The organism is Agrobacterium pusense, from assembly GCF_013285525.1.
Lineage (GTDB): Bacteria > Pseudomonadota > Alphaproteobacteria > Rhizobiales > Rhizobiaceae > Agrobacterium > Agrobacterium pusense.
In genome coordinates, this window is record NZ_CP053856.1 from 1,759,265 (window position 1) to 1,778,362 (window position 19,098).

Genomic DNA, 19,098 nt, shown 5'->3' on the forward strand with positions numbered 1-19,098 from the left:
AAAATCAGATTTCCACGAGACCGACGCGCTTGACCTGACGGATGGTCAGCATGGTGCGCACCGTATCGACATTCTCATCCGCAGTCAGAACCTCGATCACGAAGTCCTGAAATTCCGTCAGGTTTCTTGCGACGCAATGTAACAGGAAGTCGCTTTCGCCGGATACCATCCAGGCCTGGCGCACGAGAGGCCACCCGGCCGTCGCCGCGGCAAAGGCCTTCAGATTGCTGTCCGACTGGCGCTTGAGACCGATCATGCAGAAGGCGACGAGATCAAAACCGAGCTTCGGCGCGTTCAACATGGCGTGATAACCCTCGATCACCCCCGCCTCCTCGAGCTTGCGCACACGCCTTAGGCACGGAGGAGCCGAGATACCGACCCTTTCGGCCAGTTCCACATTGGTCATGCGCCCGTCACGCTGCAATTCGCGCAGGATTTTCAGATCGATGGCATCGAGTTCGACGCTGGTCACGGAGGAGTACCTCGTTAAGCTGGAGAACTTCCTTGTACTATTCGGCGCGGGATTCGCAACAATATGCCGCCAACCGGTCACAAAATTGCGCGTGCATCCACAACTGCCTTGTTGGTAACGCAAGGCTGCCCTTGAATAAAGGCACTAGACAACCTTAAATACCCGCCAACGAAGGGGTTATGGCCCGTCCGCCCTGCCGCGGCTGGAAGGCCCTCGACTGAAGACCCTGCTATTGAGAAGGAAATTTCCCATGCCTGCCCGCCATACCAAGGTATTGATCATCGGCTCCGGTCCCGCAGGCTACACGGCGGCGATCTACGCGGCGCGCGCAATGCTGAAGCCGGTGCTGATCGCCGGCATGGAACAGGGCGGTCAGCTGATGATCACCACCGATGTCGAGAATTACCCGGGCTTTGCAGACCCTATCCAGGGCCCGTGGCTGATGGACCAGATGCTGAAGCAGGCGACGCATGTCGGCGCGGAAATCGTCAGTGACCTGGTGACCGAAGTTGAAACCAGCGTTCGCCCGTTCGTCGTGAAGACCGATTCTGGCCAGGTATGGACCGCCGACACGCTGATCATCGCCACCGGCGCCAAGGCCAAGTGGCTCGGCATCGAGAGCGAGCAACATTTCCAGGGCTTCGGCGTTTCCGCCTGCGCCACCTGCGATGGTTTCTTCTATCGCAACAAGGATGTGATCGTGGTGGGCGGCGGCAATTCCGCCGTGGAAGAGGCGCTTTATCTCGCCCATATCGCCAAGACGGTAACGGTCGTGCACAGACGCGACAGCTTCCGTTCGGAAAAAATCCTTCAGGAACGGCTCTTTGCCAAGGACAACGTCAATATCCTCTGGAACACGGAAGTTGCCGAAATTACCGGCGCGCCCGCAAAACCGCCGATGCCGCCCTCCGTTTCCGGCGTCAAGCTGCGCGACACCAAAACCGGCGCGATCAGCGAAAGGCCCATTGACGGCGTCTTCGTCGCAATTGGTCACGCGCCTGCCGTGGAGCTATTCAAGGGCAAGGTGAAGCTGAAGGACAACGGTTATATGTGGACCGCTCCCGATTCCACCGCCACCGACGTGGAGGGCATTTTCGCGGCCGGCGACGTCACCGACGACATCTACCGTCAGGCAATCACCGCCGCCGGCATGGGCTGCATGGCCGCGCTGGAAGCGGAACGTTATCTCACCGCGCATCAACCGCTTGCTGTCGCAGCGGAATAACTGAAAGGCAGGATAGGCATGGCAATGCCATTGGACTGGGATAAACTGCGCATATTTCATGCCGCAGCCGAAGCAGGGTCTTTCACCCATGCTGCCGACAAGCTGCATTTGTCCCAGTCGGCCATCAGCCGCCAGGTCAGCGCGCTGGAGCAGGATGTCGGCGTCAAGCTGTTTCATCGCCACGCCCGCGGCCTGATTCTTACCGAACAGGGCGAACTGCTCTATCGCACCGCTCACGATGTGCTGCTGAAGCTCGAAACGGTGAAGATGCAGCTCACCGAAACGACTGAAAAGCCGAGCGGCAAGCTCCGCGTCACGACGACGGTGGGCCTCGGTCAGGGCTGGCTGACGGACAAGGTGCAGGAATTCCTGCAGCTCTATCCGGAAATGTCGATCCAGCTCATCCTCGACAATGAGGAGCTGGATGTGAATATGCGCCACGCAGATTGCGCCATTCGCCTGCGCCAGCCCCAGCAATCGGACCTCATCCAGCGCAAGCTGTTCACGGTGCACATGCACGTCTATGCCGCGCCGTCTTACATCAATCGCCATGGCGAGCCCCAGTCGGTTGAGGATCTGGACAACCATCGCATCATCTCGTTTGGCGAACCCGCGCCGAACTACCTGCTAGATGTCAACTGGCTCGAAAATGCCGGGCGGTCTTCCGACAATACCCGCACCCCGCATCTGCAGATCAACAGCCAGACCTCGATCAAGCGCGCCTGCCTGCTGGGAATAGGTATCGCCTGCTTGCCGGATTACATTGTCGGCCGGGACCCCGGCCTCATCCAGTTATCGCTCGCGGCCGACATTCCGTCATTCGACACCTATTTCTGCTATCCGGACGAGATGAAAAATGCTGCAAAGCTGAAGGCCTTCCGCGATTTTATCGTCGCCAAGGCGCGCAACTGGAATTTCTGACGTTTAAATAGCCGAACGGCTGAAATAGACGTTATTTTTCAAGGAAATACAGGGGAATTCATGGAAGGGCGACCAGTCGCCCTTTGCCAGCTTTGCACATAAAATATACCTGAAATATCGAGGCCTGCACCCGACGCATGCCTGACCTGCACAAAAAAGAATTGTTTCGTGCACAAAAAAGCACCATATCGCTCTCAGCTGATGCACACGGTGGCTTTTCCTCCCAGTTCCACCGCATCAGCTGTTCCCCTCTGGAGGTTTTTGACCTTCACACTTAAAGGGCCCTGGATACATCCGGCGGCCCTCTTTTTTTACCCGCAAGAATTTTCTCCAAATTGGCGAAATATCGGATGATGCAACCTTGTTTTGCATTGTCGCTCCCACCATATCTTGGTTGGCTGTCACGCTCGCTCAGGCACGCGACAGCTGTTCCCCTCTGGAGGTTTTGACCTTCAAACTTATCAGGCCGCGGAAATATCCAGCGGCCTTTTTTTTGCCGATGCCACCGCGCCCTTGCGGTCCTCACAGAGACGTGAATTGTATATCGATAATGGTCGATATAAATATCGGGTATGTCAGATATTGAAGAAACCCCAATGAACCCGGAGGAAGTCCTCAAAGCCCTTTCGCACCCCGCACGGCTGAAATTTCTGGAATGGCTGAAGTCTCCGGAAAGTCACTTCTGTCAGGAGCATCCGCTCAGCATGGGTGTTTGCGCCAACCAGTTTCAGATCAGCGGCCTGTCGCAATCCACCGTCTCCTCGCATCTTGCGGTACTGCAGGCGGCGGGCCTGATAAGGTCGAAGAAGGTGGGGCAATGGGTGTTTTTTGAGCGCAACGGGGAAACCATCGATGCTTTCCGCAATTATCTGCAAACCAATCTCTGAGCCTCTCAAGCTTTGAGCCCCGGGGTGCCGGACGGGAACCGCGACACGGTTTCGCACCGGCACCCATATCAGGATAGCGCGCCTGCCGCGCAATTTCGCCAACCGACCAGAAAGTGAAGTCGCATGACCAGTCTTTTCGAACCGGCACAGGCCGGCGATATCGAACTCGCCAACCGCATCGTCATGGCCCCTCTCACCCGCAATCGCTCCCCGGGCGCCATTCCCAACAATCTCAACGCCACCTATTACGAGCAGCGGGCGACAGCCGGCCTGATCGTCACTGAAGGCACGCCCATTTCCCAGCAGGGCCAGGGTTACGCCGATGTTCCCGGTCTTTATAAGCGGGAAGCGATTGAAGGCTGGAAAAAGATCACTGACGGCGTTCATTCGGCGGGCGGCAAGATCGTTGCCCAAATCTGGCACGTGGGCCGAATTTCCCACACCTCGCTGCAGCCGCATGGTGGCCAGCCGGTCGCCCCCTCGGCCATCACCGCCAAATCGAAGACCTATATCATCAATGATGACGGCACCGGTGCCTTTGCCGAAACCTCCGAGCCCCGTGCCCTCACCATCGACGATATCGGCCTCATCCTCGAGGATTACCGCAGCGGCGCGCGCGCGGCACTGGAGGCCGGTTTCGACGGCGTCGAAATCCATGCCGCCAATGGTTACCTGATCGAGCAGTTCCTGAAATCCAGCACCAACCAGCGCACGGATGATTACGGTGGCTCCATCGAAAACCGCGCTCGCTTCCTGCTGGAAGTCGTCGACGCGGTGGCGGAAGAGATCGGCGCCGGCCGCACCGGCATCCGCCTCTCGCCAGTTACCCCTGCCAACGATATTTTCGAGGCTGATCCGCAACCGCTCTATAATTACGTCGTCGAGCAGCTGGGCAAGCGCAATCTCGCCTTCATCCATGTCGTTGAAGGTGCGACGGGCGGTCCGCGCGATTTCAAGCAGGGCGACAAGCCTTTCGATTACGCTTCCTTCAAGGCGGCTTATCGCAATGCCGGCGGCAAGGGCCTGTGGATCGCCAACAATGGTTACGACAGGCAGAGCGCCATCGAAGCCGTGGAAAGTGGCAAGGTTGATGCCGTTGCTTTCGGCAAGGCCTTCATCGCCAATCCTGATCTGGTGCGCCGCCTGAAAAACGACGCGCCGCTGAACGAACCGAACCAGCCGACCTTCTATGGCGGCGGCGCCGAAGGTTACACCGACTATCCGGCCCTCGCCCAATAGCAATGAACAAGACGCCGCATCGTTCAAAAGCGATGCGGCGTTTTCGTTCATTGCGCGCTTCTCGCATGCCGCGCGGCAAAATCGGAAAAGGCGCCCATTACGAAGGCATTGGGCAGATGCAGCGCCTGTAAAAGGCCATTGCCCGTTTCCCGACCGATGCTCATCAGCGCCACCTGCAGACAATAGATAGCAAGCAGCACCAGCGAACGGCCAAGATTGGGCCGCAGGTCCTCGTATCGCAAAGCGAGGACCGCCAGCGACAGGATCGGAACGGCGATCAGAAGGCCGAGCCCCTTGTGCAGCGACAGCAGCGATCCATCGTAATAGATCGACAGCCCGGCCAGCAGCACCTGAGCGAAGATCAGCACGGGCACGCTTGCCGAAATCACGGCAAAGGCGCGACGCCTGGTCGACATTCCGTTCGCAACCGCGCCCATCACGCCCTGCCTTCGGCGTCGGCCGGATGCGCAAGGTTCGACGGCCGCGGCCTCTCGTCAAGGCAGCCGAGACCCGCCAACGTGGTCGCCACCGCAATGTCGATAGGTGTCTTCGGCTCGCTTCCAAGGAAATCTGTCAGCTTACGATTGCTCATCCTGATCGGCATCTGCCAGAGATATTGCATTTCCAGCACTTCGCGGAACAGCGGAACGAAGGGCGCAACTATTTTGATGCCTGTCCAGGATAAACGTCGCCGCTTGACCGGATGGCCCACAACCCGCTCGATCGCTTCAATCAGTTGCAGCCCGTCGAAATCCCAGAAACCTTCCATGTGATAGACGGCAAAGGCCGGAAGCTCGTCTGCACGGTCGAGCAGTCGGCCAATGGTTTCCGCCACGTCAGGCAGATAAGCCCATTGGTGTCCTGCATGGCGGGCGGAAGGGTTCTGCACGCTGCGAACCGGCCTTCCGGGTCGCACCAGCATCTGCGAAAACCAGTTGTTTCTCGCATCTGGCCCAAAGAAGTCGCCCGCCCGGACGATCAGCACCGGCACGCCGCGCATTGAAGCCAGTTTAAGCCGCCGCTCCATCTCCACACGCAACGCGCCCTTGCGGGTAAAGGGCTTTTGCGGGCTCTCCTCGCTCAGCAGCGGAAAGGCGTCAAAGCCGAAATTATAGATGGTCCCCGGGAAAACAATCCTCGCCCCACAGCTTTCAGCAGCCGCGATCGTGTTGTCCAGCATCGGCAATACCTGCTTCTCCCAATCGCGGTATCCGGGAGGATTAACCGCATGGACGATCAGCCGAACACCTTGTGCCGCCTTCAAGACGTCCTGTCCGCTCATGGCGTCACCCCCCACGAACTCGACATCGCCAGTGATGTGGGAAGCCCCCTTCCGCCGCGTCATCGCCCTCACGCGCCATCCCCGTTGCTGCAGCATACGGGAGACCTGGCCGCCGACACCCCCATTCACGCCCAGGACCAGCGCGAGTGGCCGATCATTCTCTGCTGAATCTGCGTTGTTTTCATATATCATCGCCGTACTCCTTGTTCTGGGATGGAGTATCGTCGCGTTTCGCGATATACGAAATTATCGAAATCAGTGGATCGGCTATACAAAATTTTATGAGCAAGAACCGCGACGTCAGCTGGGATTTTTATCGCACCTTCCTTAGCGTGCTGAGCGACGGTTCGCTGTCCGCCGCCGCCCGCGAGCTTGGCATCACCCAGCCGACGGCGGGACGTCATATCGGCGCGCTGGAAGAGGCCGTCGGCTTTCCTCTGTTCATCCGCTCGCCGCACGGCTTAATGCCGACGGAAGCAGCCCTTGCGCTCCGCCCCTATGCGGAAAATCTGGCGGCGACAACCGCCGCCCTCATGCGCGCGGCCTCCGGCGAAGTCGGCAAGATCGAAGGCACGGTGCGCATCAGCGCATCTGACATCATCGGCGTCGAAATGCTGCCGCCGATTATCACGGCCATGCAGGAGGTTCACCCGCGGCTTGAAATCGAGCTGTCATTATCAGATTCGCTGGAAGACCTTCTAAGACGCGAGGCGGATATTGCCATTCGCATGACCGAGCCGCTGCAGGACGCGATCGTCATGCGTTACATCGGCAATTTCCGTCTGGGATTTCATGCGACGCGCGACTATCTGGCAAAAGCCGGAACGCCAAAGAGCATGGAAGACCTGAACCACCACCGGATGGTTGGTTTTGACCGCAAGACGCCGTTCATCCGGGCGGCCATCCAGCGGATGCGTTCGCTCGATCCTGATATCCCCGATGTTGAGGAAATTTCCTTCGAAATACGCGCCGACAGCAACCTTGCACAACTTGCCATGATCCGCGCCAGCGCGGGCATCGGCGTCTGTCAGATTGGGTTGGCCCGCAAGGACCCGCGACTGGTTCAGGTTCTGCCGAACATCGACATCCCGCTCCATACCTGGGTCGCGATGCACGAAAACCTCAAGACCTCACCGCGATGCCGCGCCGTCTTCAGCGCCCTGGTCGAAGGCCTCAAGGGTCATCTCAAGGAAACCGATCCGGGCGCGCCACCGAAACGGCGCTAAGGCAATACCGCGTCGATACGAGGCAGCCCGCGATCCGCACCTGAAAGGGACCGGCGGAACGGAAAAGCGATCCTGGTTTGCATAAAATCCACGGATCGCCCGTCAGAATGGTTCGGCCTGCTGCGTTGTCTTGTCCACCACCTCGGCTTCCGGGCGGTCGCCGCCCTGGCTGTATTCTTCATGCCAGTGGCCGCTCTCATCCTGATAGCTGATTTCCTCGTCATCGCCACCCACCTGCTGTTCGGCAGCGACGATGCGCGCAGCCTCGACGGCATCCGCATAGGTAGGAAATGTTTCGGAATAAGCGCCGTTCATGCGGTAGGCGAAGCCTCCGTCATGTTCGACGATTTCATACACCACTTTGGTCATGCATGTTCCTCCTGTTTCGGTAGGCGACATGGCAACCACAACCGCGCTTCAAGCATTGCACCCGATGGGGACACCGCGGCATGAGCAGCATGTCCTGCGACATCACTATCCTACCAAAAGCACTCAAGCGCAAATCCTGCTTGATCTGAGGGACGATACGTCACAGCCTAAGCCGATCCGGGGGAAGGGAAGTCAATGGCGGGTTCTATTCTGAAACAGGAGCGTATGCTGCTTCTGGCGATACCGGCGGCAATCGTCGCCTATCTGGCCGAACATGCAATCTTCGAAGCGGGAAAGACGGCGACGATCATCGCTGCCGTCGTGCTGATCGGGCTCATTGTTCTCGTCTCGATGCGGGTTGCCCATCACGCCGAAATCCTGGCCGCCAAGGTGGGCGACCCCTACGGCACCATGATCCTGACGCTGTCGGCCGTTGCGGTGGAAGTGCTGATCCTTGCCATCATCATGAGCGAATCCAGTTCACCCACGCTGGTGCGGGATACGATCTATTCCGCCGTGATGATCGACATCAACGGCATTCTTGGTCTCGCCGCGCTTCTTGGAGGCCTTCGCCACGGAGAACAGCCGTATAACGACGATTCCGGCAAGACCTATGGCGTGATGATCCTGACGGCGATGGGCATATCGATGATAGTGCCTGAGTTCATTCCTGAACAGAGCTGGCACATCTACTCGGTGTTCACAATCGTGGCGATGATTGCGCTCTATGCGCTGTTCCTCAAAATGCAGGTCGGCCCGCACAGCTATTTTTTCAGCTACACTTACCCTCGAAAGCCACATCCGGCCGGCCAGCCAGCAGGCAGCCATGCGGAAGAGGACGATGAAGGCAACGTACCACTCTCCATCGGCCTCATCATCGCCGGCGTGGTTCTAATCGGCGTACTGGCGGAATTCATGTCCGCCTTCCTGGGCGAAAGTCTTCAAGGCACCAGCGCACCGCCAGCGCTGATGGCCGTGGTGGTGGCGACGATCTCGGCATCGCCGGAAATCCTCACCGCGCTCAGGTCCGCCCTGCGCAACCGTATGCAGGCCGTGGTCAATATCGCCATGGGCGCATCGCTCTCGACGGTTATCCTGACCGTGCCCGTGATGGAGGGTATCGCGCTCTATACCGGCCAGCCCTTCATCATGGCCATGACGCCCGTTCAGACCGTCATGGTCTTCATCACGCTCATCGCCGCCGCCATCAACCTCAATGACGGTGAAACCAACGCGATTGAAGGAATGACGCATTTCATTCTCTTCGCCACCTTCATCATGCTGCTGTTTCTTGGGCTCTGACCGAAAAAAAAGCCCGGCATCGCTGCCGGGCTTTTTCAATCGAGGTTACAAACCGATCAGCGGCAATCGGCGCAGAAGCGCTGGATGCGCTTGCAGGCCTCTTCCAGCAACTCTTCCGAGGTGGCATAGGAAATGCGGAAGTTCGGGCCGAGACCGAAGGCCGAGCCCTGCACAACGGCAACGCCTTCGGCTTCAAGAAGCTCGGAGACGAAATCCGTATCCGTCTCGATGACCTTGCCCGACGGCGCGGTCTTGCCGATCAGGCCGGCGCAGGACGGGTAAACGTAGAACGCACCTTCCGGAGCCGGGCAGCTGATGCCCTTGGCCTGGTTGAGCATGGAGACGACCAGGTCACGGCGGCCTTCGAAGATTTTCTTGTTCGCCGGAATGAAATCCTGCGTGCCGTTCAAGGCTTCGACCGCGGCCCATTGTGCGATGGAGCTCGCGCCCGAGGTCTGCTGACCCTGGATCATGTCCATGGCCTTGATGAGCGGCAGCGGGCCGGCAGCGTAACCGATACGCCAGCCGGTCATGGCATAGGCCTTGGAAACGCCGTTCATCGTCAGCGTGCGGTCATAGAGCGAAGGCTCTACTTCCACCGGCGTGACGAATTTAAAGTCGCCATAGGTCAGGTGCTCATACATGTCATCCGTAAGGATCCATACATGCGGGTGCTTGACGAGCACATCGGTCAGCGCCTTCAACTCGTCGTGCGAATAGGCCGCGCCCGACGGGTTGGACGGCGAGTTGAACACGAACCACTTGGTCTTCGGCGTGATCGCCTTTTCCAGCGCTTCCGGCTTCAGCTTGAAATTGTCTTCCAGCGTCGCGTCGACGAATACCGGCGTGCCGCCGCAGATCGAGACCATCTCGGGATAGCTGACCCAGTACGGCGCCGGGATAACGACTTCATCACCGGGGTTCAGCGTCGCCATAAAAGCGTTGAACAGGATCTGCTTGCCGCCGGTGCCGACAATCGTCTGCTCCGGCTTGTAGTCGAGGCCGTTTTCACGCTTGAATTTGTCGGCAATCGCCTTGCGCAGTTCCGGAATGCCGGAAACAGGCGTGTATTTCGTTTCACCGCGTTTAATCGCGTCAATGGCCGCTTCCTTGATATTGTCGGGCGTATCGAAATCCGGCTCGCCGGCGCCAAGGCTAATCACATCGCGGCCCTGCGCTTTAAGCTCGCGGGCTTTCTGGCTAACGGCGATGGTGGCGGATGGCTTTACGCGGGAGAGAATGTCGGCAAGGAAGGCCATTTTTAATCGGTCCTATTGGGGTTGACATCGCAGAGCTTGGAAATCTCGTCTGCTGCGGCAATTTCTATGTCGAAAGACGGGCCTAGTTTCAAGGCCAAAAGCCAGCCTATCCGCCGTGGGGTACAATTTAAGCCTTCCTTAACCCGGAAGTAACGCTTGTTGAGCTACATTCGCGAGCCTAGGGGTCGTGTCTCTCTATAGCTGGTTGAAAAATGGCGCCCAAAAGCATCTTTTCCAGTCTTGTCCGCGAGGCCGATGGCACATGGTCCACCGCCTATAACAGCTTCAACCTCAAGTCCGCCCTGCAGCCCATATTCCGTCGCACATCAAGCGGCCCGCTGGACATCGATTCCTTCGAAGGTCTTGTGCGACCCCACCGCAACGGCGAACCGGTAACACCAGGTGAATTTTTCTCGCTGGTGGCACCGGAAGATATCGAAAATATCGACAGCATCCTGCGGACCATCCACATTCTCAACACCGGCAGGCTCAGCCGCTCCCGCGCGCGCATCTTCGTCAATTTCCATCCCGGCCTGTTCCAGACGCCAGCCAAGATGCGGCAGGAAGTGGAGCGCATGCGTCTCGCAGCCCACGAGGCCGGCATGACGGCAGATCGTATCGTCTGCGAAATCTCCGAGAAGAAGGCCTCCGACACCCAGATGGTCGCAGATTTCGCCTACCACATGCACGATATCGGCTTTCGTGTGGCGCTCGATGACTACGGCGCCGGCGATACCGCCATCGAACGGGTAAAGCTCATCAAGCCGGACTATGTGAAATTCGAAGCGGGCTGGGTGCGCGACTTCATGCAGAATTCTGCGGGCGCCGCTCTCCTGCGCGTCATTGTCAGCCAGTTTCGGGAGGATGGGATAGAGCCGGTTTTCGAGGGGTTGGAAACCGGTTGGCAGGTGGAGCAATGTGAAGAACTCGGCGTTTTCCTGATGCAGGGCTACATTCTGGCAAAACCGGAACTTGCGCCCACCAGTTTCGACGCGCGCTTTCCCGAGCTGGGCAGCGCATATTTTTCCCCTGCCGCACGAATGGAGAAAGGCTCCGCGGCTTTTTTCCGTGAGGAGCGCACCTCTGACGCGCATCCCCTGCGCCAGACCCGGACATTCGGAAAACGCGGCCTCTGACGCCAATTCGGGTTCAAAAACGCTCGCGCCACAATATTGCCGCAATAAATGCCGCGGAACGCCAGAATTCGGTCTCCAAGCCGTCCATTTCGAAGCCTCTTTTGTCCTTTAAGAACAGGGACAAGAGGCGACAGCCATGTTTACCAACGACCGCACTTCCGTTGAAAGGTTAAGGGCACAGAGAACGCTGTTTTCCCTCTGGATGGCGGTCGCGGCTTTTCTTGTCATCATCACCATGGCAGCCGGCATCGCGACATCGGCCAATGCGGCTGCGCAAGCGGTGGACACCCTGCATACCTCCGCCATACCGCAGGTGGCCGCGACGACGAAGGCAGGTCCGCATATCCTGCTCATCGTCCTCTCCGCCGCGGCGTTCGTCGGCCTCGGCCTTGGCGGCCTGATGCTTACCCGGCGCAGCCTGAAGGACGAGGCCCGCCGTTATAGATAACGGCCCTCCCCTCGACTTGCGGCATCGGCATGTTGCTGCTAAAGCACCCGGGAAACAGTCGTCCGACACAGCTGGATGACACCCCACAAAATCCCCTGTTTGCCCGGCCGTGACGTCAATGATCTCCCGGCCCGGCGTTGCTGGTGCCAATAATGACGCGAATTCAGGCCAATATGCTGCTTCTGCTCGCCGCAGCAATCTGGGGAGGCGGCTTTGTCGCACAATCCTCAGCCATGGCCTCGATTGGCCCTTTCTGGTTCGTCGGTTTGCGTTTCGCCATCGCCGCCATCGCCGTGCTGCCCTTCGCGCTCATGGAAACCCGGTCCCTGAAATCACCGCCCCGCCCGCGTCAGATCGGCAGCTTCATTCTCGTCGGTCTTGCGCTGTTCGGCGGCGCCACCACCCAGCAGGTCGGGCTGCTGACCACGACGGTCACCAATTCCAGCTTCCTGACCGGGCTCTATGTCATCTTCGTGCCCGTGATTGCCGTTCTGCTTTACCGCCGTCACCCCCACTGGGTCGTCTGGCCCTGCGCGCTGATGATGCTCGGTGGTATATTCCTCCTTTCCGGCGGCGCCTTCGAGACGCTGACGAAAGGGGATATTCTCAGCATCATCTGCGCTTTCTTCTGGGCGATCCAGATTACGCTCGCAGGGCGCTTCGTCTCCGAAAGCGGCCGGCCGCTTGCGCTCTCCTGCACACAATTCGCGGTTTGCTCCCTTCTTAGTTGCATGATCGGCGTTGTGTCCGAACCGATCAGCATGGTCGCCATCGAGGCGTCGATGGTGGAAATTCTCTATGTCGGCCTCGTTTCTTCCGGCCTCGCCTTTGTGCTTCAGGTGATTGCCCAGCGCTACACAACAGCGCCGCAGGCCGCGATTTTCCTGTCGTCGGAGGCGCTCTTCGGCGCCCTGCTGGCTTCGATTTTCCTCAAGGAAACCATTTCCAGTGCCGGCTATGTCGGCTGCCTGATCATTTTCATCGCCATCCTGATCGTGGAATTGGTACCGGAACTGACGCGCAAACGGCAAAAAACCGCGACAGAAGCGGCGTGACGCGAAAAGAACTGTTTTTTCTGTTTTCTCGGGAAATCGCGGTCACGCGTCCAAATTTTTGCCGGGAAAGCTCAGACCGACCGGCAATTATTTCATCAACTATCACTTATGCGAAAAAAATGTGCGGTTCCCACGCGTAACTCTACCGCAGGTTTTTTATCTGACAAAAAGCCCGTAAAAACTTTTGCTTGCCAATTTTCGATAAACGCAGCAATCTACTGCGGTTCGGGCAATTTGCGAGCATGGGAAGGCCTATAAATTTGCGCACTGGGGACGCTATAAACCTCGGGCGGTGGGACGAAAAACGTTGGATGAGAACGCCATTACTTCCCGCTGCGAAGGTCCATTTTCTCAATAGTCAAAAACTGCCTGCCAACGCCCACGCGGGGCAAAACTGTAATGCTGCCTGTAGCTGAACGCGGGCAGAGCGAAAAGGACCTGATGCATGGCCGAAACTGGCACCGTAAAATTCTTCAATACAGACAAAGGCTTCGGCTTCATCAAGCCAGACAATGGTGGCGCTGATATCTTTGTTCACATCTCTGCCGTACAGGCTTCCGGCCTGTCCGGACTTTCAGAAAATCAGAAAGTGAGCTTCGACACGGAACCGGATCGTCGCGGCAAAGGGCCGAAGGCAGTCAATCTGCAGATTGCTGGCTGACCCTAAAACGGCTTTCTTTTCTAGTTGAAGCCCGGCAGGAATGCCGGGTTTTTTTGTGCGCGCCGCAGGCCGCAGTCGGCCGGCGCTCACAGTCCCTTGAGATAGGGGTTGGTCAGCCGCTCCTCACCCAGCCGTCCGCCCGGGCCGTGGCCGCAGATGAAACCGACATCGTCGCCAAGCGGCAGCAGCTTATCGCGAATGGACGCCATCAGCTGCTCGTGGTTTCCACCCGGCAGATCCGTGCGCCCCACCGACCCGGCAAACAGCACGTCGCCGACATGGGCGAAGTTCTGGTCGCGGTTGTAATAGATTACGTGACCAGGCGCGTGCCCCGGGCAATGATAGACCTCGAAGACGTGATCGCCAAAGGAAACCTTGTCACCTTCCTTCAGCCATGAATCCGGCACGACGTTCTTCAGACCGCTGATGCCGTATTTCTGCGCCTGCACCTCAATTCTCTCCAGCAGGGGCCGGTCATCTTCATGCGGCCCGATCACCGGCAGGGAGAGTTTTTCGCGCAACTCATCCGCACCACCGGCATGGTCGAGATGGCCGTGCGTCAACCATATTTCCTTGAGCGTGATGCCGTTTTCAGCAACTACCTGAAGAATGACGTCCACATCCCCGCCAGGATCGACGACGACGCCTTCCTTGGTGTCCTGATCAAACAGGACGGTACAATTCTGCTCAAATGGCGTGACCGGAATAATCCCGGCCTGCAACTTTCCCATATCCCGTGTCTCCTGTCTGAAAGATCCGCCATCCTATAGCCCGCTACCGGTTGCGGCACAATGGCGACAGGTCGCCTTGTTCTCAGCGGCGAATTCACGAAGAAAATCCTTATTCCATACAGTCAGATAACACGAAGAGGCGGCTTGAAGAGCCATGATCCTCCCGAAAAATGTGGAACGCCCTGGGGATTGCGACGTTGTAGCACCAGTCTTGAAAGGAGTGAGACACATGGACAAGACGCTTAAAATGCTGATCGCTGGTGGCGCCTTCGCCTTGATGGCGGGCTATGCAAATGCCGCCATGGTCGCAACAACCGCCTCGGATATTTCTGTCCGGTCCGGCCCCGGTGACGACTATCCGGAAGTCGGCCTCGCCACGCGTGGCAGCAACGCCGTGCTGGACGGCTGCATGGAAGGCAGCAGCTGGTGTCGCATCGAGGTGAACGGTCTGCGAGGCTGGGCCCATGCCGATTACCTGAACGTGATGTATGAAGGTTCGCCCGTCATTCTCAAGGAACGCCGCACGGAACTCAGCGTGCCGGTCGTGACCTACGAAAAAACTTCGAGTGTTCAGGCTGAACCGAACCCCGGCGATCCGAATCTGGGCCGCGTCGGCGAAGTCGATCCGCCGCAGTCGGTCATCACCTATATTGACGAGCACCCTGCCGATACCATCACCTATGACGGTGACATTGCCGTTGGCAGCGTCCTGCCGGCCGATACCCGTCTGGTTGAAGTTCCAGATTATCAGTATCGGTATGTGCGGGTGAACGATGTACCTGTACTCGTAGAACCCTCGACACGTCGTATCGTCTACGTCTACCAATAAGACGGCCATTACCACAGTAATGCTGAGAGCGCGGAGTTTCCGCGCTCTTTTGTATTTGCGGTAAAAGTCGCTCAGGATTCCAGTTGCACCTGCACCCTCGCCATATTATCCACCGCAACAGAAAATGATCGCGGCATTCTCCCGAGCGGACGCATTTTCGGCTATGTTTACAGAATATTGGCGCATCGACGCCTGCAACATATGATCAGACAGCCGCAGAATATGAAGGAACCGCAGTGCCACCGCAATCGCTCAAAACCGCCGCCGCCAGACAGACACCGGCACTGCCGAAGGTTGACGACGGCAAGATTGACTTCGACACGATCGAAGCGCTGTTTTTCGCCTATCGCGATTTCGTCTCCGATCCCGACGTCATCCTGTCGAAACTTTATTATGGGCGCGCGCATCACCGGGTGGTCTATTTTGTCAGCCGGCAGCCGGGCATGACCGTGGCGGATCTCCTCGATACGCTGCAGATCACCAAACAGAGCCTCGCCCGAGTGTTGAAGCAATTGATCGACGACGGTTACATCCGCCAGATGGCAGGTCCTGAAGACCGCCGCCAGCGCCGGCTCTATCCGACGCTGACAGGCCGCGAACTGGCGTTGGCGCTCAGCGAACCACAATCGCGCCGCATCGACCGCGCGCTGGAAGGCCTCGGTCCCGATGCGCGCGCCTGCGTGCGCAAATTTCTGGCGCAGATGCGCAGCCCGGCGACGATGACCAGCGTGGAGGATGAGTGACGATGGCGCAAGCTCCGGCAAAACGTCCACCGGCGGACGACGATGCGGCTCATCTCCTGATCGTCGACGATGACGCTCGCATCCGCGATCTCCTGCAGCGTTTTCTTGGCGACAAGGGATATCGCATCTCCGTTGCGGCCGATGCAGCAGAAGCCCGCCGCAAGATGGTAGGCATCCGTTTCGATCTGCTGATCCTCGACGTGATGATGCCCGGAGAGAACGGGCTTTCGCTGACCCGTTCGCTGAACGAAGACAAATCCGTGCCGGTCATTCTTCTGACCGCCCGCTCGGAAGCGGATTCACGTATTGCCGGGCTGGAAGCGGGAGCGGACGATTATCTCGCCAAGCCTTTTGATCCGCGCGAACTGGTCCTGCGCATCAACAATATTCTGCGGCGCAACACCTCCCCGGACACGCCCAAGATCGAACAGATCATGTTCGGCCCCTACAGCTTCTCCATTCCCAGGAGGGAACTGCGGCGCGGTCCGGAAACGATCCGCCTGACAGATCGCGAACAGGAGATCATGCTGCTTTTTGCGCTGCGCGCCGGCGATACCATTCCACGGCACGAGCTGGTGGAAGCGGAATCGGAAGTGGGCGAAAGAACCATCGACGTGCAGATCAACCGTCTTCGCCGCAAGATCGAGGACGACCCTGCCAACCCGGTTTATCTGCAAACGGTGCGTGGCATCGGTTACCGCCTCAGCGTAGACTGACGAGCACCCAACGAAGGGCGAACGCACGACCATGGCGAGCCTCGATTTTCTCGACACGTTTAAAAAAAGCGCCGTCGCAAAGACCTGGCGCTCCCTCGGCAGATGGCTGCGACACTGGCTGCCCACTGGGCTTTACACCCGTTCGCTCCTCATCATCATCCTGCCGATGATCCTGCTGCAGGCCGTGGTCGCAGCCGTCTTCATGGAGCGCCACTGGCAGCTGGTGACCGAACGCCTTTCGGCAGCAGTGACCCGGGATATCGCCGCGATCATCGAACTTCTACAGACAGACCCCGAAGAGGATGACTATCAGCGGGTCATCCGCATCGCCCGCGACAAGCTGGGTCTCAGCGTCTATATTGAGCCCAAGACGGACCTGCCCGCGCCACGGCCGGAGCCGCTGTTCTCGATTCTCGATACCATCCTCGCAAACCAGCTCAGCCAACAGATCGGCAGGCCCTTCTGGATCGATACCTATGGCAACGGCTCACTGGTGGAAATCCGTGTCCAGCTCGATGACAAGACGCTCCGCGTCTTCACCAGCAGAAGCGCGGCCTATGCCTCCAACACCCACATCTTCCTTGTCTGGATGGTTGGCGCATCGCTGGTGCTCATTGCCATTTCGATCCTCTTCCTGCGCGGCCAGATCAAGCCGATAGAAGCGCTTGCCAAGGCGGCGGAGAATTTCGGCAAGGGCCAGAAGGTCAGCGCCTATTCTCCCCGCGGCGCGGATGAAGTACGCCGGGCGGGCCTTGCCTTCATCCTGATGCGGGAGCGCATTGAACGGCAGATGGAGCAGCGCACCGCCATGCTGAACGGTGTCAGCCACGACCTGCGCACCATCCTCACCCGGTTCAAGCTGCAGCTGGCGCTCGCCGGCGACAATCCGGATCTCGAGGGCCTCGACAAGGATGTGGAAGACATGCAGTCGATGCTGGAAGCCTATCTGACCTTTGCCCGTACCGATGTGGAAGAGGATGTCGGCACGCTGGAGCTTCCTGCACTTCTCGAAAAAATCGGCCATGATTTCGAACTGCACGGCAAGAAATTCAGCTACGAACTCTATAATATCGAGAGGATCATCGCGCGGCCGAACGCACTTTCACGGCTCGTCGCCAATCTCGCCGAAAATGCCCGGCGTTACGCCAGCAACCTCCACGTCGATATCCGCAAGGCGCCACGCTCCATTATCATGACCTTTGACGATGACGGTCCGGGCATTCCGGAGAACTCACGCGAGGATGTATTCAAGCCGTTTTTCCGACTGGACGAGGCGCGCAACCTCAATGCCTCGGGCACGGGTCTTGGCCTTTCCATCGTCCGCGACATCGCCCGCAGCCATGGCGGCGACGTGTCGCTGGATAAAAGCCCGATGGGCGGATTGAGGGTTATCGTCAAAATCCCGGCTTGACGGCAGGCCGCCAATCAGCACATTTTCTCGCCGTTTGGCACCGGCCTTTCAACCGCAGCCAGTACGATATCTCCATTGGCGTCGGCAAAGCCAAGCGTCAGGACCTCGGAGCGGAACGGCCCGATCTGGCGCGGCGGAAAATTCACCACGCCCAGAACCTGCCGGCCGATAAGGCTTTCCGGCGTATAGTGCACCGTGATCTGCGCCGAGGACTTCTTGATGCCGATCTCCGGCCCGAAATCGATCTTCACCTTGATTGCCGGTTTGCGCGCCTCGGGAAAAGGCTCGGCTTCCACGATCGTACCGACCCGGATATCCACCTTCTCGAAATCGGCATAGGAAATTTCGCCGCTCATCGCCCGCCTCCTCAGCCCGCCAGTTCTTCAGCGCGGGTCTTGGCAGCGGCGACCGCCCTGTCGAACAGGGGCTGCATGCCGTCTTCGGCCATCAGCACGGAAAGTGCGGCAGCCGTGGTGCCGCCCGGCGAAGTCACATTCTGGCGCAGGCGCGCCGCCTCGTCGGAGGACTGGTGCAGAAGCTCGCCGGCGCCAGCCACCGTTTCACGCGCCAGACGCATGGCCACATCCGCCGGCAGACCGGCCTTACGGCCGGCTTCAGCCATGCATTCCACGAGATAAAAGACATAGGCTGGCCCGCTGCCCGAAACCGCGGTCACGGCATCGATATCGCTTTCGGCATCCACCCATTCGACCGGACCGCTGACCTTCAGCAATCCGTCCACCACGGCTTTAAGCTCGGGTGTCACAAGTTCATTTGCATATGCGCCGGTAACACCACGGCCCACCATCGCTGGCGTATTGGGCATGGCGCGCACCGCGGCAATCGCACCGAAATGCGAAACGAAGGTGGCAATGGTGGTGCCGGCCGCGATGGAGACGACGACCGTTTCCGGGCCCAGCAGGGGCTTCAGCGAAGGCAGCACTGCTTCCATCATCTGCGGTTTCACCGCCACGAAAAGAATGCCGGCCTTGACGCCTTCAGGCGCGCTTTCGCTATGGGCCGCACCCGCTTCCGTAATCGTCGTGCGCATGGCGTCGGAGGGCCGCGGGTCAACGACAATGACCTGCGATCCCGGCACGCCCTTTTTCAGCCAGCCAGACAGCATGGCGCCGCCCATATTGCCGGCGCCCACGAGGACGAGCGGCCCGGAAGCCTTATACACCAT

The 19,098-nt window shown here is 58.8% G+C and carries 22 protein-coding genes; 14 read left to right on the forward strand and 8 right to left on the reverse strand.

Translation table 11 applies throughout. The features are described from left to right. Nucleotides 1-4 precede the first annotated feature (4 nt). Nucleotides 5-472 (reverse strand): Lrp/AsnC family transcriptional regulator, encoded by a 468-nt coding sequence (locus HQN82_RS08635; RefSeq protein WP_004442906.1) that lies wholly within the window; start codon nucleotides 470-472, stop codon nucleotides 5-7. Between the two features lie 250 nt (nucleotides 473-722). Between HQN82_RS08635 and trxB the strand changes: the two genes are divergently transcribed. From trxB to HQN82_RS08655, 4 genes are all read left to right on the forward strand, one after another. Beyond that, on the forward strand, nucleotides 723-1,697 hold the full coding sequence (gene trxB / locus HQN82_RS08640; protein WP_112766592.1) for a thioredoxin-disulfide reductase: 975 nt from the start codon (nucleotides 723-725) through the stop codon (nucleotides 1,695-1,697). Between the two features lie 24 nt (nucleotides 1,698-1,721). Next, nucleotides 1,722-2,618 (forward strand): LysR family transcriptional regulator VtlR, encoded by an 897-nt coding sequence (locus HQN82_RS08645; protein ID WP_034498849.1) that lies wholly within the window; start codon nucleotides 1,722-1,724, stop codon nucleotides 2,616-2,618. 596 nt (nucleotides 2,619-3,214) lie between these two features. Then, the gene (locus HQN82_RS08650; protein ID WP_006699635.1) at nucleotides 3,215-3,505 is read left to right on the forward strand and encodes an ArsR/SmtB family transcription factor; all 291 of its coding nucleotides are present in this window, start codon (nucleotides 3,215-3,217) and stop codon (nucleotides 3,503-3,505) included. A 123-nt stretch (nucleotides 3,506-3,628) separates the two neighbouring features. After that, nucleotides 3,629-4,744 carry an alkene reductase gene (locus HQN82_RS08655; protein ID WP_022556662.1) on the forward strand — a complete coding sequence of 372 codons (1,116 nt, stop codon included), beginning with the start codon at nucleotides 3,629-3,631 and terminating at the stop codon, nucleotides 4,742-4,744. 47 nt (nucleotides 4,745-4,791) lie between these two features. On the opposite strand, the gene HQN82_RS08660 is transcribed toward HQN82_RS08655, so the two are convergent. Together HQN82_RS08660 and HQN82_RS08665 are read right to left on the reverse strand one after the other, a co-directional pair. Further along, nucleotides 4,792-5,181, reverse strand: coding sequence for a DUF6220 domain-containing protein (locus HQN82_RS08660; RefSeq protein WP_035209279.1), 390 nt, complete (start codon nucleotides 5,179-5,181; stop codon nucleotides 4,792-4,794). After that, a complete protein-coding gene (locus tag HQN82_RS08665; protein ID WP_173614763.1) occupies nucleotides 5,181-6,218 on the reverse strand; it encodes an NAD-dependent epimerase/dehydratase family protein in 1,038 nt (345 codons plus the stop codon). The genes HQN82_RS08660 and HQN82_RS08665 overlap by 1 nt, the downstream gene beginning before the upstream one ends. An 89-nt stretch (nucleotides 6,219-6,307) precedes the next feature. On the opposite strand from HQN82_RS08665, the gene HQN82_RS08670 reads away from it, so the two are divergent. Then, entirely contained in the window at nucleotides 6,308-7,252 is a 945-nt protein-coding gene (locus HQN82_RS08670) for a LysR family transcriptional regulator (RefSeq protein ID WP_173614764.1), read from the forward strand. A 102-nt stretch (nucleotides 7,253-7,354) separates the two neighbouring features. On the opposite strand, the gene HQN82_RS08675 is transcribed toward HQN82_RS08670, so the two are convergent. After that, complete coding sequence (locus HQN82_RS08675; protein ID WP_004442919.1) at nucleotides 7,355-7,621, reverse strand: DUF2188 domain-containing protein; 267 nt, start codon at nucleotides 7,619-7,621, stop codon at nucleotides 7,355-7,357. A gap of 195 nt (nucleotides 7,622-7,816) precedes the next feature. Here HQN82_RS08675 and HQN82_RS08680 point away from each other — a divergent pair, with 195 nt between their 5' ends. After that, nucleotides 7,817-8,923 carry a calcium:cation antiporter gene (locus HQN82_RS08680; RefSeq protein ID WP_112766594.1) on the forward strand — a complete coding sequence of 369 codons (1,107 nt, stop codon included), beginning with the start codon at nucleotides 7,817-7,819 and terminating at the stop codon, nucleotides 8,921-8,923. Between the two features lie 56 nt (nucleotides 8,924-8,979). Here HQN82_RS08680 and HQN82_RS08685 read toward each other — a convergent pair whose 3' ends face one another. Beyond that, on the reverse strand, nucleotides 8,980-10,182 hold the full coding sequence (locus tag HQN82_RS08685; RefSeq protein ID WP_004442922.1) for a pyridoxal phosphate-dependent aminotransferase: 1,203 nt from the start codon (nucleotides 10,180-10,182) through the stop codon (nucleotides 8,980-8,982). Between the two features lie 212 nt (nucleotides 10,183-10,394). Between HQN82_RS08685 and HQN82_RS08690 the strand changes: the two genes are divergently transcribed. The 4 genes from HQN82_RS08690 (at nucleotide 10,395) to HQN82_RS08705 (ending at nucleotide 13,482) form a co-directional block, all read left to right on the forward strand. After that, nucleotides 10,395-11,318, forward strand: coding sequence for an EAL domain-containing protein (locus HQN82_RS08690; protein WP_107339139.1), 924 nt, complete (start codon nucleotides 10,395-10,397; stop codon nucleotides 11,316-11,318). Between the two features lie 136 nt (nucleotides 11,319-11,454). Then, complete coding sequence (locus HQN82_RS08695; RefSeq protein WP_004442924.1) at nucleotides 11,455-11,766, forward strand: hypothetical protein; 312 nt, start codon at nucleotides 11,455-11,457, stop codon at nucleotides 11,764-11,766. A gap of 152 nt (nucleotides 11,767-11,918) precedes the next feature. Then, entirely contained in the window at nucleotides 11,919-12,821 is a 903-nt protein-coding gene (locus HQN82_RS08700; RefSeq protein WP_034498771.1) for a DMT family transporter, read from the forward strand. Nucleotides 12,822-13,266: 445 nt separating this feature from the next. Next, nucleotides 13,267-13,482, forward strand: coding sequence for a cold-shock protein (locus HQN82_RS08705; RefSeq protein WP_003494703.1), 216 nt, complete (start codon nucleotides 13,267-13,269; stop codon nucleotides 13,480-13,482). 86 nt (nucleotides 13,483-13,568) lie between these two features. Here the strand turns inward: HQN82_RS08705 and HQN82_RS08710 are convergent, their stop codons facing one another. Next, on the reverse strand, nucleotides 13,569-14,213 hold the full coding sequence (locus HQN82_RS08710) for an MBL fold metallo-hydrolase (RefSeq protein ID WP_004442926.1): 645 nt from the start codon (nucleotides 14,211-14,213) through the stop codon (nucleotides 13,569-13,571). Nucleotides 14,214-14,442: 229 nt separating this feature from the next. On the opposite strand from HQN82_RS08710, the gene HQN82_RS08715 reads away from it, so the two are divergent. The 4 genes from HQN82_RS08715 (at nucleotide 14,443) to HQN82_RS08730 (ending at nucleotide 17,912) form a co-directional block, all read left to right on the forward strand. Continuing rightward, the gene (locus tag HQN82_RS08715) at nucleotides 14,443-15,042 is read left to right on the forward strand and encodes a DUF1236 domain-containing protein (RefSeq protein ID WP_004442927.1); all 600 of its coding nucleotides are present in this window, start codon (nucleotides 14,443-14,445) and stop codon (nucleotides 15,040-15,042) included. Between the two features lie 236 nt (nucleotides 15,043-15,278). After that, nucleotides 15,279-15,785 carry a MarR family winged helix-turn-helix transcriptional regulator gene (locus HQN82_RS08720; RefSeq protein ID WP_112766596.1) on the forward strand — a complete coding sequence of 169 codons (507 nt, stop codon included), beginning with the start codon at nucleotides 15,279-15,281 and terminating at the stop codon, nucleotides 15,783-15,785. A gap of 2 nt (nucleotides 15,786-15,787) precedes the next feature. Continuing rightward, nucleotides 15,788-16,501: a response regulator gene (locus HQN82_RS08725; protein ID WP_006699625.1), complete on the forward strand. Its 714-nt coding sequence runs from the start codon at nucleotides 15,788-15,790 to the stop codon at nucleotides 16,499-16,501. A gap of 31 nt (nucleotides 16,502-16,532) precedes the next feature. Continuing rightward, nucleotides 16,533-17,912 (forward strand): ATP-binding protein, encoded by a 1,380-nt coding sequence (locus HQN82_RS08730; protein WP_006699624.1) that lies wholly within the window; start codon nucleotides 16,533-16,535, stop codon nucleotides 17,910-17,912. Nucleotides 17,913-17,926: 14 nt separating this feature from the next. Here HQN82_RS08730 and HQN82_RS08735 read toward each other — a convergent pair whose 3' ends face one another. Next, nucleotides 17,927-18,268: a tRNA-binding protein gene (locus HQN82_RS08735; RefSeq protein WP_004442931.1), complete on the reverse strand. Its 342-nt coding sequence runs from the start codon at nucleotides 18,266-18,268 to the stop codon at nucleotides 17,927-17,929. Nucleotides 18,269-18,279: 11 nt separating this feature from the next. Beyond that, nucleotides 18,280-19,098, reverse strand: a complete 819-nt coding sequence (gene proC / locus HQN82_RS08740) for a pyrroline-5-carboxylate reductase (protein ID WP_004442932.1) — start codon at nucleotides 19,096-19,098, stop codon at nucleotides 18,280-18,282.